This is a genomic window from Meiothermus luteus (genome assembly GCF_003574085.1).
Classification (GTDB): Bacteria; Deinococcota; Deinococci; order Deinococcales; family Thermaceae; genus Meiothermus; species Meiothermus luteus.
This window is the reverse complement of sequence record NZ_QWKZ01000076.1, coordinates 1-12,949: the sequence shown is the minus strand read 5'-3', so window position 1 is coordinate 12,949 and position 12,949 is coordinate 1. Positions and strand designations below refer to the sequence as shown.

The window sequence follows — 12,949 nt, the reverse complement described above, 5'->3', positions numbered from 1 at the left end:
CTCCAGCACCCCCGCCTCCACCATGGGCCTGGCCCCCGCCACGATCTCCTCGGCGGGCTGGAAGACGAAGCGCACCTCACCCTCCAGGTCCTTTCGCCACCGGGCCAACACCGCAGCCACATGGGCGACAATCGCAGCGTGCCCGTCGTGGCCACAAGCGTGCATGACCCCCGGGTTCTCGGAGCTAAAGGGCACCCCAGAGGCCTCCTGGATGGGTAGGGCGTCCATATCGGCCCTCACCAGGACGGTCTTACCAGGGCGCGCCCCCCTCAAGCGGGCCACCACCCCGGTTCCGGCAACCCCTCGGGTGACCTCGAGCCCTAACCCTTCCAAAAACTCTGCCAGCTTAGCGCTGGTCCGCAACTCCTGGAAGGCCAACTCCGGATAGCGGTGAAATTCTCGGCGCATGGCGAGCAGGCTCGGCGTGATCTCGGCGATGGCTTCCTTAAGGTTCATGGCCCCTAGTCAAACACTCCCGCAGCCCCGCGTCAACCACCTTGGTGCCCCGCGGGTTGAACTAAGTACAAATTTTGCTAGACTTGGAGCAAACGATAAGGAGTTTGGTTATGAACAAGCCTTGGCTAAAACACTACGACAAAGGTGTCCCAGCCGATGTGCAGGTCCCTGAGATACCCCTTTGGAAGCTCCTGGAGGGAAGCGCACAGAAATACCCGGACCACGTGGCCCTGGAATTCCTGGGGTACACGATGGGCTACCGCCAGCTCTGGGAGTCGGTCCTGCGTTTTGCCGGGGCCCTTCGGGCCCAAGGGGTTCAGCCTGGCGACCGGGTAGCCATCATGCTGCCCAACTCCCCCCAGTTCGTCATCGCCTTCTACGGAACCCTGGCAGCAGGAGGGGTCTGCGTGAACGTGAACCCTCTTTACACCCCCCGCGAGCTGCGGCACCAGCTTAGCGACTCTGGGGCAGAAACCCTCGTAATCCTGGACATGCTCTGGCCCCGCTACGCGGAGATCGAGCAGGAAGTCCCGGTCAAGCGGGTCTTCACCACCGGCATACAAGACTACCTGCCCTTCCCCAAAAACCTGCTCTTTCCCCTAAAGGCCCGCCGGGAGGGGCGCTGGGTCAAGCTGCCCCAGCACCCTAAGCGGCTGGACTTCAAAAAAGCCCTGCGCGCCGCCACCCCCACCGACCAGCCTTACCCCGCCAAGCCCGATGAGGTGGCCCTTTTGCAGTACACCGGGGGCACCACCGGGGTCTCCAAGGGGGCCATGCTGACCCACCGCAACCTGGTGGCCAACACCTACCAAAGCCTGGCCTGGGGCGGGGACGAGGTAAAGGAGCTGGAGGGCAAGGGGGTAATGCTGGGGGCCATCCCCTTTTTCCACGTCTACGGGATGACCGTGGCCATGAACTATGGGCTGGCCGCAGGGTACAAGCTGGTCCTGCTGCCCCGGCCAGAGGTTAAGCCCTGCATTGAGGCCATTGAAAAGCACGGCGTGACCCACTTTCCCGGGGTGCCCACCCTCTACATCGGCTTTATCAACTTTCCTGGCATTGAAAAGCGCAAGGTAGGAACAGTAAAGGTCTGCATCTCGGGCTCAGCCGCCCTGCCCGTGGAGGTGGCCAAGAAGTTTGAGGAGCTTACCGGCGGCAAGCTGGTGGAGGGATACGGCCTGACCGAGGCCGCCCCCTGCACCCACTGCAACCCCCTTTCAGGCCAGCGCAAGATGGGCAGCATCGGCATCCCCATGCCTGGGATTGACGCCAAAATTCTAGACGAGAACCTAAACGAGCTTCCTCCCGGCGAGGTGGGCGAACTGGCCGTGCGGGGGCCCAATGTGATGCTGGGCTACTGGCAGCGCCCCGAGGAAACCCAAAAGGCCATCAAAATTGACTGGCTGCTCACCGGCGACATGGCTCGAATGGACGAGGATGGCTACTTCTACATTGTGGACCGCAAGAAGGACATGATTATCGCGGGGGGGTACAACATCTACCCGCGGGAGGTGGAGGAGGTCCTGTTTACGCACCCCAAGGTGGCCGAAGCAGCGGTAGTGGGCCTGCCCGACCCCTACCGAGGCGAAACCGTGGCTGCTTTCATCGTCCCCAAACCGGGGGTTACCCTAACCCAAGAGGAGCTGGACAAGCACTGTCGGGAGAACCTGGCTGCCTACAAGGTGCCCCGCATCTACGAGTTTCGGAGTGAACTGCCCAAGAGCGCAGTAGGCAAGGTGCTCCGACGGGAGCTGCGGGAAGCCGCCCTCAAAGAGCGGCAAAAGGTGGAGGGCTAATCCAAACCTCCCAGCGGGCTTAGGGCTTAAGCCTAAGCTGACAAGCCCTTTTACCCCCCCGTATACTAGGGGCGAGCTTATAGGCCCTGAGCCAGGTGGTTTTTGGAGGACTTATTGTGAACGCTCGAGCAATTGTGGTGACCTCGGGGAAAGGGGGGGTGGGCAAAACCACCACCACCGCCAATGTGGGCGCAGCCCTGGCCCGGCTGGGCGAGAAGGTGGCGGTGGTGGATGTGGACGTGGGGTTGCGCAACCTGGACGTGGTGATGGGCCTTGAGGGCCGGGTGGTCTACGACCTGATTGACGTCATTGAAGGGCGTTGCAAGCTCCGGCAAGCCCTAATCCGGGATAAGCGCATAGAAGGGCTAGCCCTTCTGCCCGCATCGCAAACCAAGGACAAAGAGTCGCTGGACCCGGAGCGGTTTCGCCAGATAGTGCGGGCCCTGCTGGAGGAGGAGGGCTTTGACCGCGTGCTGATAGACTCCCCCGCCGGGATTGAAAAGGGCTTCCAGACCGCCGCGACCCCCGCGGAGGGGGCCTTGGTGGTGGTGAACCCGGAGGTCTCGAGCGTGCGTGACGCCGACCGAATCATCGGCCTTTTGGAGGCCCGCGAGGTGCGGGAGAACTACCTGGTCATCAACCGCATCCGCCCCAAGATGGTGCAGCGGGGGGATATGCTCTCGGTAGAGGACGTGGTGGAAATCCTGGGCATCAAGCCCATCGGAATTGTACCCGAAGACGACGGGGTGCTCATCGCCTCCAACCAGGGCGAGCCCCTGGTGCTCAAAAACGGTTCCCCAGCGGGCCGGGCCTTTTTGGAAATCGCCCAGCGGGTGCGGGGGGAAGAGGTACCCTTTACCGCTCTCAACGACAACCCGGGGTTCCTAGGGGCGCTGCGCCGCTTGTTCGGAGGTAGGTGATGGGCTGGTGGCCTTTTGGCGGAAAGAGCAGCAAAGAGCAGCTAAAGGAGCGGCTCAAGTTGGTGCTGGCCTACGACCGGGCCCACCTCTCCCCGGGGCTGGTAGAACAGCTCAAGCAAGACCTGCTGAACGTGCTCAAGCGCTACTTTCCGGAAGAGGAAGGCATCTCTATACAGGTAGAGACCCTTGACGACAAAATGAAGCTTCACGCCGACGTCCCGATTCCGAAGTAGCCCCTTCAAGGGCCTTCTCGGAGTTCAACCTCGAGGGGCCCAAAGTTCTCCGCCTGCCGCAGTTCCACCCGCCCCTGCTTCTTGGCCTCTAAAAGCGCAGCAAAGGCCACCGTCTGCTCACCCCAGCCCAGAAAGGGCAGCCGGCCAAAAAGCGCCCGCCCCACCCCTTGCAAAAACCTCAGCAGGCGCTCCCAGGCCTCCTTCAGGCCAAAGGTTTCGGGTTCCAGACGAAGCTCCACCCGGCGGGCCAGGGGCCTGGCAGCCTCCAGGAGAAGGCCCACCGGCAGCGGGCGCACCCGGCGGTCTTTGGGCAGGGGCGAGGGGGGCACCGGAAGCACCCGGGCCCGCTCACGGGCCCGCTGCTCGAGGAAACCGATGGCCTCTTCCAGAAGCACCAGGGTCTCCAAAAAACCCGGTAAACCGCCCTCAAAGGCCTCTTCCTCGGGGAGGGGGGGTTCTGGCTCTGGCCTCGGCGCAAAGGCCCGCAGCTTGTAAAGCAGCAGCTCTACAAGCGTTGGCAGCAGCTCGCTCCGCTCAGAAAGCCCCAGGTCGGTCACCTGGGCCAGGGCCTGCTCGGTAAGCACCAGCACCGGCAGGTCACGCGCATCAATTTGCCCTCTGCGGACCCGCTCGGCCAGCTCCTTAGGGGTGCCACTGAACCCCTCAAAGCAGAGGGTGATCATGGGCTAAGGGGCTGCAATAAGCGGCGCCCTTTGGGATGGAGCAACCCGAACTTCTCCCGCACCTCCTCCATGGTGGCCTGGGCAATGCGGCGGGCCTTGGCAGCGCCCTCCTCGAGGGCACCCATAACCCGCTCGGGGTGGGCCCGAAGCTCCAGGGCCCGCTCGCGGATGGGCCGCAGGGTTTTCATCATTTCCTGCATCAGGAGCTGCTTGACCACAAAGGTTCCAATACCCCGGCGGCGGTACTCCTCCTTGAGCACCTGCACCAGCTCGGGCGGGGCGAAGTACTGCAAAAACTTGAAGACCACGCTGCGCTCGGGGTCGCCGGGGTCAGAGAGGCGGATGCGCGCGGGGTCGTCGGGCATGGCCCGGATTTTCTCCCAGATGCTCTTCTCATCCTCCAGAAGCCCGATGGTGTTGCCCACACTCTTGGACATTTTGGCCTTGCCGTCTATACCAGGGACGCGGGGGGCATGGGGGTTCAAGTAGGCCTCGGGCTCAGGAAAGGTCTCCCCGTACCGCTGGTTCCAGCGCCGGGCAATTTCGCGGGTGAGCTCGAGGTGTTGAAGCTGATCCTCGCCAACGGGGACCGTATCGGCTTTGTAGAGGAGGATATCGGCGGCCATCAGCACCGGGTACATGAGCAGCCCCGCCGGAACCGACTCGAGCTTGGCAGCTTTGTCCTTGAATTGGGTCATACGGGTCAGGTCGCCGTAGGGGGTCTGGGTGGAAAAAACCCAGGCCAGCTCGGTGTGTTCGGGCACGTGCGACTGCACGAAGAGGATTACCTTGTTGGGGTCTAGGCCCGCCGCCATGTTCACCAGGGCCGCGTCGAAAGTGCGCTGGGCCAGCAGATCCTTGTCGTAGGCTGCCGGGTTGGTGGGGGCGTGGTAGTCCACAATGCAGTAAATGGCGTCCTGGCCGAGCTGCTCGCCCAGGGCGATGTAGTTGACCATCGCGCCCAGGTAGTTGCCGATGTGCAGGTCGCCGGTGGGCTGAAAGCCGGAGAAAACTCGCCTCACGAAAAGTATTCTAGCAGGCCGGGGTGGTCGGAAAACCAAAGCACTGGCTTTTTGCGTATGCTAGCATAGGCCGAGCATGAGCCTCGAGGCCTTCTCCGACGAAGTGCTGCTGGCCCTGGTGGGGCGTGGTGAGGAATCCGCCTTGCAGCAGCTCTTTCGCCGTTACGCGGGGGCCTTTTTGGGGCTGGCCCGGCGCATGGGCCTAGACTCGGCCAGCCAGGAGGATGTGGTGCAGGAAGCCTTCAGCAAGGTCTGGCAAAACGCGCGCGCCTTTGACCCCCGGCGGGCCTCGGCCCGGGCCTGGCTCCTGGCCATCGCCCACCACACCGCGGTAGACCATATCCGCCGCCTGGAGGCTCGCCCCAAACCCCTCGAGGCCGAGGAGGAGGCCGAGGCCTTTGACCTACCGGGTGCTGGGCTAGACGAAGAGGGCCATCTGAACCGCATCCGGCTCAAACAGGCCCTGGCCCAGCTCTCCGAGGAGGAACGGGAGGTCATTGAGGTGCTGTTCTACCAGGGCTACGCCCACCAGGAGGCCGCGCTAAAGCTGGGCGTTCCCCTGGGTACCCTGAAGACCCGGGCCCGGCGGGCGCTTGCGCGGCTCAAGGGGGTGCTGCGTGAAGCCTGAGGAGGTGCGCGAACTTCTGCCGCTGTACGCCCTGGGGGCGCTAAACCCCGAGGAACGGGCGCGGCTCGAGGCCGCCCTGGCGCGCTACCCGGAGCTTTGGGCCGAGGCCCGCGCGCTGCAGGAGACCGCTGCCGACCTGGCCAGCCTGGTGCCCCCGGCCCCGGTACCGCCCGGCCTGGAGGAGAAGGTCATGGCCCGCCTGCGGCCCCCTCGGCGGCGCGGCCTTTCGGTCTGGCTGGCCCGGGCCGCGGCGCTGCTCCTTTTGCTGGGCTTGGGCTACACCGGCGGCTGGAGCGCCCACTGGCTGCTCGCGCTGCGCGACCCCCAGACCCAGGTGGTCACCCTGGCCAGTCCCAAAGGCGAGTTGGTGGGGCGGGCCATCTTGCGCAGGGATCGGGCCGCCTTGGTGCTCCTGGACCGCTGGCCCCCCCAAGGCCAGGTCTTCCAGGCCTGGGGGCTGGCCCAGGGCCGCCCGCTGCCCCTTCCTACCTTCCGCACCCCCATCAAGAGCCTGCGCCTTCCCCCCGAGGCCCAGGCCCTGGCGGTTTCCCTCGAGCCCCCCGGCGGCAGCCCGGCGCCCACCACCCTGCTGGGCCTGCCCCAATCCACCCCTTAATCCAAATGCCCCTCCGCCTGCGAACAGCAGGGCGGAGGTGCAAAATGGAAAAGCAACCCCAAAACCCGGCCCGTAGGAAGTTCGTGCAGGTCTTGACCGCCGCCGGCGTCTCGGCGGCCCTGGCCCACAGCCTGGTGGGCCGGGCCTTGGCCCAGTCGCAGGGGGTGAGCGACCTGGATGTGCTCAACCTGGCCCTCACCGCCGAGTACCTGGCCACCGACGCCTACACCCGGGCCCTGACGGTGGGCTTCCCGGGCGAGATCCGGGATTACCTGGCGGAGGCCCTCAAGCACGAGGAGGCCCATGTCAAGGCCCTCACCGACACCATCCGGGGCCCCTTTGGCGCCATGCCCGTGGCCCGGCCCCAGTTCACCTACGGCGAGCTGCAGTTCAACTCGGCCAACCGCCTCAAGGTGCTGGAAACCCTGGTGGCCCTCGAGACCGCCTTCACCGGGGCCTACCTGGGGGCCATCCCCCTCATCCAAAACAAAGCGGTGCTCTCCGCGGCGGCCAGCATCGCCATGAACGAGGAGGCCCACCTGGCCCTGCTGCGCGACGCGGTGCTGAGCCTGGGCGGGCGGGTGGAGGGCCCCCAGACCCCGGTGGGCCGGGCCTTCGCGGTCTCCATCACCCCCCAGCAGGCCACCCAGGCCGTGCAGGGCTTCATCCGGAAGTAGAGGAGGGCTGCCTTGGAGCGTAGAAGGTTTATAGGAGGTCTGGGGGCCAGCCTGGTCGCCCTGGGCCTGGGAAGCGCCCAAGGAGGGGCCGGCCTGGTACGGGCGGTGGTGCTGAGCGGGGCCGAGGTGGTGCCCAACCCGGCCAACACCCCGGCTTTGGCGGTGGTTCGGCTCGAGCTGATGGGGTCTACCCTGAGCCTCCAGGGGGCGGTGGCCAACCTGGCCGGGCCCTTCCGCGACTATACCCGCGACCCGGTGGACGACCCGGCCCTGAACGCTCGCCTGACCAGCGCCGTGCACATCCACCGTGGGGCTAAAAGGCAAAACGGCCCTTTGCTCCAGGCTCTAAAGGTCACAAGCGCCCCAGACGGCCGGAGCGCCACCTTCGCGGACCGGCTCGAGCTGAGCTTAGACGACCTGAACCGCCTCTACCGAGGTGAGCTCTACTTTGACATCCACACCGCCGCCTTCCGCGCGGGCGAGCTTCGGGGGCAGATTCTAGTCATGTAGACGCCTCAACCAAAGCCGGGTGGAAACACCGCCCGGCTTTTATCCGTCCTGTGCCTTACCGGGCGCTCGCACCTTCGGTCTCGAGCGCAAGACGAGACCCTTGCAACGCACCATAAGTTGCTTGGCAGGTTACCGAACGCTCGCACCTTCGGTCTCGAGCGCCTCCTTGCGCATCTCCTCCTCCGGCTTCCCCGCCGGGTACTGCCCGTTGAAGCAGGCCAGGCAGACCGGCCCGCCAATGGCCTCGCGAACGCCCTGTTCGCTCAGGAAGGCCAGCGAGTCGGCCCCGATCAGGGTGCGAATCTCCTCCACCGAGTGGGTGGCCGCCACCAGCTCTTTGCGGGCCGCGGTGTCGATGCCGTAGTAGCAGGGGAACCGGATGGGCGGCGAGGAGATGCGCACATGCACCTCGGTGGCCCCGGCCTCGCGCAAGAGCTGCACGATGCGCCCCGAGGTGGTGCCCCGCACAATGGAGTCGTCCACCAGCACCACCCGCTTGCCCGTCACTGCTGGTGTGGCGGCCAGCTTCAGCCGTACCTTCAGGTCGCGCATCTCTTGGGTGGGCTGGATGAAGGTGCGGCCCGCGTAGGGGTTTTTGTGCAGGCCATAGTCAAAGGGAATGCCCGAGGCCCGGCTGTAGCCGATGGCCGCCCCTATCCCAGAGTCCGGTACCGGCACCACCACATCGGCCTGGGCGGGGGCCTCCTGGGCCAGCCGCTCCCCCATACGAACGCGCGCCGGGTGGGTTCCGATGCCATCTAGGGTGGCGTCGGCCCGGGCAAAGTAAATCCACTCGAAGGCGCAGGGGGTGGGCTGGGGCTTTAGCACCTGCCAGGATCGAAGCTCGCCTGCCTCTACCCAGACCAGCTCTCCAGGCCGCACATCCCGCACAAACTCGGCCCCCATCAGGGCCAGCGCCGGAGGCTCGGAGGCAAAAACCCAACCGCCATTGGGCAAGCGTCCAATCACCAGGGGGCGCACCCCGTTGCCATCCCGCAGGGCCAGTACGGTGTGCCGATCCATTAGCACCACGCTGAAGCCGCCGGTCAGTTCGCGCATGGCCCGGGCGGTGGCCTCCACCAGGTTGAGCTGGGTGTAGCGGGCAATCAGATTAATCATTACCTCGGTGTCGTTGGTGGTCTGGAAGACCGCCCCGTGCCCTAAAAGCTCCTGGCGAATCTGCAAGGCGTTGACGAAGTTGCCGTTGTGGGCGATGGCCAGGATGCCCTTGGAGCTGCGCACGTTGAGGGGCTGGGCGTTGAAGCGCAGGTTGGAGCCGGTGGTGGAGTAGCGGGTGTGCCCGATGCCCAGGTTGGCCGCAGGGATGCGCAGACGTTCCATGCGAGCCTCGTCGAAGACCTGGGTGACCAACCCCAAGTCCTTTTCAATCACCAGGTCTTTGCCGTTGGACACGCAAATCCCGGCGGCCTCTTGGCCCCGGTGTTGCAGGGCGAAAAGCCCCAGTTGCAGCAGGTCGGCCACCGGTAGGGGCTCGGGCGACCACAGGCCCAGCACACCGCACTCCTCGTGGGGTTTGTCCTCCCTCACGGCAACACCTCCCTAAGCGGTGCCTCCCAGGCCCTTCGAAGGTCGTCCACACTCCACTCCAAGCGGGCCTTGGGTAGGAGGATGGTCAGACGGTCGCCCCCCACCTGGCCCAGGATGCGGTAAGGCACCCCCAGGCCCTCCAGGTACTCCGCGGAGGCCTGCAGGTAGGCCTGGTCCACGGTGAAGAGCACGCGGCTGGGGGCCTCGCCGAAGAGCAGGGCGTCGGGCCGGGCCGGGCTGCGCAGCTCCACGGTGGCCCCCAGGCCGTAGGGCAGGCACATCTCGGTCAGGGCCACCGCCAGCCCGCCTTCGGCCACGTCGTGCGCGGTCTGCACCCAGCCCCGCCCGATGAGCTCGCGGATGGCGGCCTGCACCCGGACCTCCAGGGCCAGCTCGAGCGGCGGAGGGCTTCCGGCCTCCAGGCCGTGCTCGAGCCACAGGTACTCCGAGGCCCCCAGGTGGCCCTCCTCGGGGCCGATGAGCACCACGAAGGCCCCCTCCTTGCAGAAGCCCAGCTCCGCGCGGCGCTCCACCTCCTCCAAAAGGCCCACCACGCCCACCATGGGGGTAGGAGGAATGCGGTGGTTGGGGCCCTCGTTGTAGAGGGAAACGTTGCCCGAGACCACCGGCAGGCCCAGGGCCCTGGAAGCCTCGGCCAGGCCATGAATGGTCTCGGAGAGCTCAAAGTAGCCCTCCGGGGTCTCGGGGTTGCCCAGGTTCAGCCCATCGGTGTAGGCCAAAGGCCGGGCCCCCACCACGCTCACGTTGCGGGCAGCCTCGGCCAGGGCGTGCATGGCCCCCAGCCGGGGGAAAAGCCGGCAGTAGCGGGGGTTGGCGTCCACCTTGACCGCGATGGCCCGCCGGGTGCCCTTGATGCGCAGGACGGCTGCATCGCCCTTGCCGGGAAGGAGCACGGTGTTGGTGCCCACCTGGTGGTCGTAGCGCTCGAAGACGGGGGCGCGGCTACAAAGGTTTGGCGAGGCCAGAAGCCGAAGCAGCGCGCCCTGTAGGTCTTGCGGCAGGGGCAGGCCGCTTAGATCCTGGGCTCGCGCCTGGGCGATGGCCGGGTCTTCCCGGCCCTCCCGCACATAGGTGGGGGCCTCGGCCAGGGCCTGGGTGGGCACCTCGGCCACCACCTCTCCTCCCGCCACCACCCGGAAGACCGGCTCGGCGATCATATGCGCCACCGGCACAGCGTCTAGGCCAAAGCGAGCGGCCAGGGCCTCGAGGTCCTTCTCCTTGCCCGGGCGCGGCACCAGCACCATGCGCTCCTGCGACTCCGAGAGCATGAGCTCGAGGGGCGTCATGCCCGGCTCGCGCCGGGGCACCCGGTCGAGGTCGAGCTCGAGGCCCAGCCCCGACTTGTGGGCCATCTCCGAAAGCGAGGAGGTAAGGCCGGCGGCCCCCATGTCCTGCACCCCCTCCACCAGGCCCTGCCGGATGGCCTCGAGGGTCACCTCCAGGGTGAGCTTGCCCATGAAGGGGTCGCCCACCTGCACGCTGGGGCGCTTGGACTCGTTCTCCTCGGAGAGTTCTTCCGAAGCAAACGCGGCCCCCCCAATCCCGTCCCGCCCGGTTTTGGAGCCCACGTAGTAGACCGGGCGGGCCCGCGAAGCCCGGCTGCGCTTGAGCTCCTCCACCCGCAAAAGCCCCACACACATCGCGTTCACCAGCGGGTTTTCCTGGTAGCCGGGGTGGAAGTAGACCTCGCCCCCCACCGTGGGCACGCCGATGGCATTGCCGTAGTGGGCGATGCCCTCCACCACCCCCCGCAGCAGGTAGCGGGTGCGGGGGTCTTCGGGCCGGCCAAAGCGCAGCGAGTTGAGCAGGGCGATGGGCCGGGCCCCCATGGCCACAATGTCGCGGATGATGCCCCCCACCCCGGTGGCCGCCCCCTGCACCGGCTCCACCGCCGAGGGGTGGTTGTGGCTCTCAATTTTGAAGGCCACCGCCCAGCCCTCGCCGATCTCCACCACGCCCGCGTTCTCGCCGGGGCCCTGCAGCACCGCGGGGCCCTCCTTGGGCAGCAGGCGCAGCAGGGGCCGGGAGTTCTTGTAGGCGCAGTGCTCGCTCCACATCACCTTGAAGAGGTAGAGCTCGAGCCGGTTGGGCTCGCGACCCAAAAGGCGCACAATCTCCCGGTATTCGTGCGGCGGGATGCCGGTCTCTTGGAGCAAGGGGGGTAGGGTTTCTTGCATTACAGGGCCCTCGGCGGGTGTCCAATGACCCCCTCAAGCAGGGGGAAGAGCTCCTGGTGGTTGGCGATGCGGGCGGTGGGCTCGGGGCCCCCGTTGCGGTGGGTGTGGCCGGTGTAGAGCACCGCCCAAGGATAGCCGGTCTGGAAGGCCCCGGCGATGTCGGTGCGGGGGATGTCGCCTATGTGCAGGGCCTCCTCGGGCCGGGCCCCCATCTCGTCCAGGGCGGCCAGGAAGGCCTCGGGCCTGGGCTTGACCACCCCGGTCTCATCGGAGAAGGAAAAACCGCTGAAGAGGTGGTGCAGCCCGTGCCGCTTCAGGTGCTCCTGCAGGATGCGGCCGGTGGCGATGCTGGTATCGGAGACGATGCCCAGCTTGTAGCGCTGGGCTAGCTTAGGCAAGGCCTCCAGCACCCCAGGCAGGGGCACCAGGTTGCCTTCAAGGCTGGCCTCTACGATGCGCTTTGCGGTAAGGGCGATGTGGCCCTCGTCGTAGGGCAAGCCCAGGTAGCCGAAGATGCGGGCCACCCGGTCAAAGGGGGTCATGACCTGCTCGGCCATCCAGGCCGCCTCAAAGTCCAAGGCGGCCTGCCGCCAGGCCTCCATCACCGCGTCAATTTCCACCGTCACCCCTGCCTCCGAGGCCGCATCCAGGAGTATCTCGTTGCGCAGGGCCTTGATGGGGCCCGCGTACTCAGGCCCTTCGGTGAATAGGGTGCCCCAGAAGTCAAAGGTGATGGCCTTGGGTGTCATACCTACCTCCTTTGCCAAATGGTCTCGGTCTTGAGCTCAAGCCAGAAGCACCTCGAGCGCCGCCTTGAGGCTCCGAAACAGGCCCAGCCCATCCGTGCCCCCCAACACCTCCTCCACCGCCCGCTCGGGGTGGGGCATCATACCCAGCACGTTGCCCTTTTCGTTCACGATGCCGGCGATGTCGTGGAGGGAGCCGTTGGGGTTATAGCCCGTCGCTTCTGGGGTGCTGGGCGGGGGGGCGTAGCGGAAGACCACCTGGTGGTTCTGCTCGAGCCGCTCCAGCGTCTCGGCGTCGGCATAGTAGCGCCCCTCGCCGTGGGCGATGGGCAGCCGAAGCAACTGCCCCGGTGAATAGCCGCTGGTGAAGGGCAGGTCGATGCGCTCCACCCGCACGAATACCTCCTTGCAGGTAAAGTGCAGGTTGGTGTTGGCCAAAAGCGCCCCCGGCAGCAGCCCGGCCTCGGTGAGCACCTGGAAGCCGTTGCAGATGCCCACCACCGGGTAGCCCCGCGAGGCCAGCCGGCGCACCTCCTGCATCACCGGGGAAAACTTGGCCAAGGCCCCGGCCCGCAGGTAGTCGCCGTAGGAGAAGCCGCCCGGCAGAATGGCGGCCTGGAAACCCTCGAGGCTTCCCTCGGTGTGCCAGACCAGCTCGGCCTGAAGCCCGACCAGCCGAAGCGCCCAAAGCGTGTCCTGGTCGCAGTTGGAGCCGGGAAACTGCACCACCGCGACCCTCATACCAGCTCCTTCACCGCCTCCACCACAAAGACCTCCATCACCGGGTTGGCCAGGGCCTGGCCGATCCGCTGGGCCACCGCCCGGGCCTCGGCCTCGTCGGCGGCCTCCACCTCCATCTCCAGCACCCGGCCCACCCGCACCCCCTCGGCGCGGAAGCCAAGCCCCTGCAAAACCC

Annotated in this window: 15 protein-coding genes; 7 read left to right on the top strand and 8 right to left on the bottom strand. The window is 66.4% G+C overall.

From position 1 onward, the window contains the following. On the bottom strand, positions 1–456 hold a 456-nt coding region (locus Mlute_RS10975), incomplete at its 3' end, for a M20 metallopeptidase family protein (RefSeq protein ID WP_119360687.1). A 110-nt stretch (positions 457–566) separates the two neighbouring features. Here Mlute_RS10975 and Mlute_RS10970 point away from each other — a divergent pair. From Mlute_RS10970 to minE, 3 genes are all read left to right on the top strand, one after another. Next, the gene (locus Mlute_RS10970; protein WP_119360686.1) at positions 567–2,252 is read left to right on the top strand and encodes a long-chain-fatty-acid--CoA ligase; all 1,686 of its coding nucleotides are present in this window, start codon (positions 567–569) and stop codon (positions 2,250–2,252) included. A gap of 116 nt (positions 2,253–2,368) precedes the next feature. Further along, positions 2,369–3,172, top strand: coding sequence for a septum site-determining protein MinD (gene minD, locus Mlute_RS10965; RefSeq protein ID WP_119360689.1), 804 nt, complete (start codon positions 2,369–2,371; stop codon positions 3,170–3,172). Continuing rightward, on the top strand, positions 3,172–3,405 hold the full coding sequence (minE, locus tag Mlute_RS10960; RefSeq protein ID WP_119360685.1) for a cell division topological specificity factor MinE: 234 nt from the start codon (positions 3,172–3,174) through the stop codon (positions 3,403–3,405). Before minD ends, minE begins: the two co-directional genes overlap by 1 nt. A 5-nt stretch (positions 3,406–3,410) precedes the next feature. Here the strand turns inward: minE and Mlute_RS10955 are convergent, their stop codons facing one another. Together Mlute_RS10955 and trpS are read right to left on the bottom strand one after the other, a co-directional pair. Beyond that, complete coding sequence (locus Mlute_RS10955; protein ID WP_119360684.1) at positions 3,411–4,088, bottom strand: chromosome segregation protein ScpA; 678 nt, start codon at positions 4,086–4,088, stop codon at positions 3,411–3,413. Continuing rightward, a complete protein-coding gene (gene trpS / locus Mlute_RS10950; RefSeq protein WP_119360683.1) occupies positions 4,085–5,110 on the bottom strand; it encodes a tryptophan--tRNA ligase in 1,026 nt (341 codons plus the stop codon). The genes Mlute_RS10955 and trpS overlap by 4 nt, the downstream gene beginning before the upstream one ends. Positions 5,111–5,186: 76 nt before the next feature. On the opposite strand from trpS, the gene Mlute_RS10945 reads away from it, so the two are divergent. Genes Mlute_RS10945 through Mlute_RS10930 form a run of 4 tightly spaced genes read left to right on the top strand, consistent with a single transcriptional unit; the run spans position 5,187 to position 7,541 of the window. Further along, positions 5,187–5,738 (top strand): sigma-70 family RNA polymerase sigma factor, encoded by a 552-nt coding sequence (locus Mlute_RS10945; RefSeq protein WP_119360682.1) that lies wholly within the window; start codon positions 5,187–5,189, stop codon positions 5,736–5,738. Continuing rightward, the gene (locus tag Mlute_RS10940; protein WP_119360681.1) at positions 5,728–6,354 is read left to right on the top strand and encodes an anti-sigma factor; all 627 of its coding nucleotides are present in this window, start codon (positions 5,728–5,730) and stop codon (positions 6,352–6,354) included. The genes Mlute_RS10945 and Mlute_RS10940 overlap by 11 nt, the downstream gene beginning before the upstream one ends. Before the next feature lie 44 nt (positions 6,355–6,398). Further along, positions 6,399–7,031, top strand: coding sequence for a ferritin-like domain-containing protein (locus Mlute_RS10935; RefSeq protein ID WP_119360680.1), 633 nt, complete (start codon positions 6,399–6,401; stop codon positions 7,029–7,031). Between the two features lie 12 nt (positions 7,032–7,043). Beyond that, on the top strand, positions 7,044–7,541 hold the full coding sequence (locus Mlute_RS10930) for a CHRD domain-containing protein (protein WP_182482546.1): 498 nt from the start codon (positions 7,044–7,046) through the stop codon (positions 7,539–7,541). Between the two features lie 129 nt (positions 7,542–7,670). Here the strand turns inward: Mlute_RS10930 and purF are convergent, their stop codons facing one another. Genes purF through Mlute_RS10905 form a run of 5 tightly spaced genes read right to left on the bottom strand, consistent with a single transcriptional unit; the run spans position 7,671 to position 12,944 of the window. Beyond that, positions 7,671–9,089 carry an amidophosphoribosyltransferase gene (gene purF / locus Mlute_RS10925; protein ID WP_119360679.1) on the bottom strand — a complete coding sequence of 473 codons (1,419 nt, stop codon included), beginning with the start codon at positions 9,087–9,089 and terminating at the stop codon, positions 7,671–7,673. Next, positions 9,086–11,287 (bottom strand): phosphoribosylformylglycinamidine synthase subunit PurL, encoded by a 2,202-nt coding sequence (purL, locus tag Mlute_RS10920; protein ID WP_119360678.1) that lies wholly within the window; start codon positions 11,285–11,287, stop codon positions 9,086–9,088. The genes purF and purL overlap by 4 nt, the downstream gene beginning before the upstream one ends. After that, the gene (locus tag Mlute_RS10915; protein WP_119360677.1) at positions 11,287–12,036 is read right to left on the bottom strand and encodes an HAD family hydrolase; all 750 of its coding nucleotides are present in this window, start codon (positions 12,034–12,036) and stop codon (positions 11,287–11,289) included. Before Mlute_RS10915 ends, purL begins: the two co-directional genes overlap by 1 nt. A 36-nt stretch (positions 12,037–12,072) precedes the next feature. Beyond that, on the bottom strand, positions 12,073–12,774 hold the full coding sequence (gene purQ / locus Mlute_RS10910; RefSeq protein ID WP_119360676.1) for a phosphoribosylformylglycinamidine synthase subunit PurQ: 702 nt from the start codon (positions 12,772–12,774) through the stop codon (positions 12,073–12,075). Then, on the bottom strand, positions 12,771–12,944 hold the full coding sequence (locus Mlute_RS10905; protein ID WP_281270863.1) for a phosphoribosylformylglycinamidine synthase subunit PurS: 174 nt from the start codon (positions 12,942–12,944) through the stop codon (positions 12,771–12,773). Before Mlute_RS10905 ends, purQ begins: the two co-directional genes overlap by 4 nt. Positions 12,945–12,949 lie beyond the last annotated feature (5 nt).

Excerpts from the sequence above, each read along its gene's own strand:
- Mlute_RS10970 (WP_119360686.1), top strand. The coding sequence starts at position 567 with ATGAACAAGCCTTGGCTAAAACACTACGACAAAGGTGTCCCAGCCGAT.
- minE (WP_119360685.1), top strand. The coding sequence starts at position 3,172 with ATGGGCTGGTGGCCTTTTGGCGGAAAGAGCAGCAAAGAGCAGCTAAAG.
- Mlute_RS10955 (WP_119360684.1), bottom strand. The coding sequence starts at position 4,088 with ATGATCACCCTCTGCTTTGAGGGGTTCAGTGGCACCCCTAAGGAGCTG.
- Mlute_RS10945 (WP_119360682.1), top strand. The coding sequence starts at position 5,187 with ATGAGCCTCGAGGCCTTCTCCGACGAAGTGCTGCTGGCCCTGGTGGGG.
- Mlute_RS10935 (WP_119360680.1), top strand. The coding sequence starts at position 6,399 with ATGGAAAAGCAACCCCAAAACCCGGCCCGTAGGAAGTTCGTGCAGGTC.
- purL (WP_119360678.1), bottom strand. The coding sequence starts at position 11,287 with ATGCAAGAAACCCTACCCCCCTTGCTCCAAGAGACCGGCATCCCGCCG.
- Mlute_RS10915 (WP_119360677.1), bottom strand. The coding sequence starts at position 12,036 with ATGACACCCAAGGCCATCACCTTTGACTTCTGGGGCACCCTATTCACC.
- purQ (WP_119360676.1), bottom strand. The coding sequence starts at position 12,774 with ATGAGGGTCGCGGTGGTGCAGTTTCCCGGCTCCAACTGCGACCAGGAC.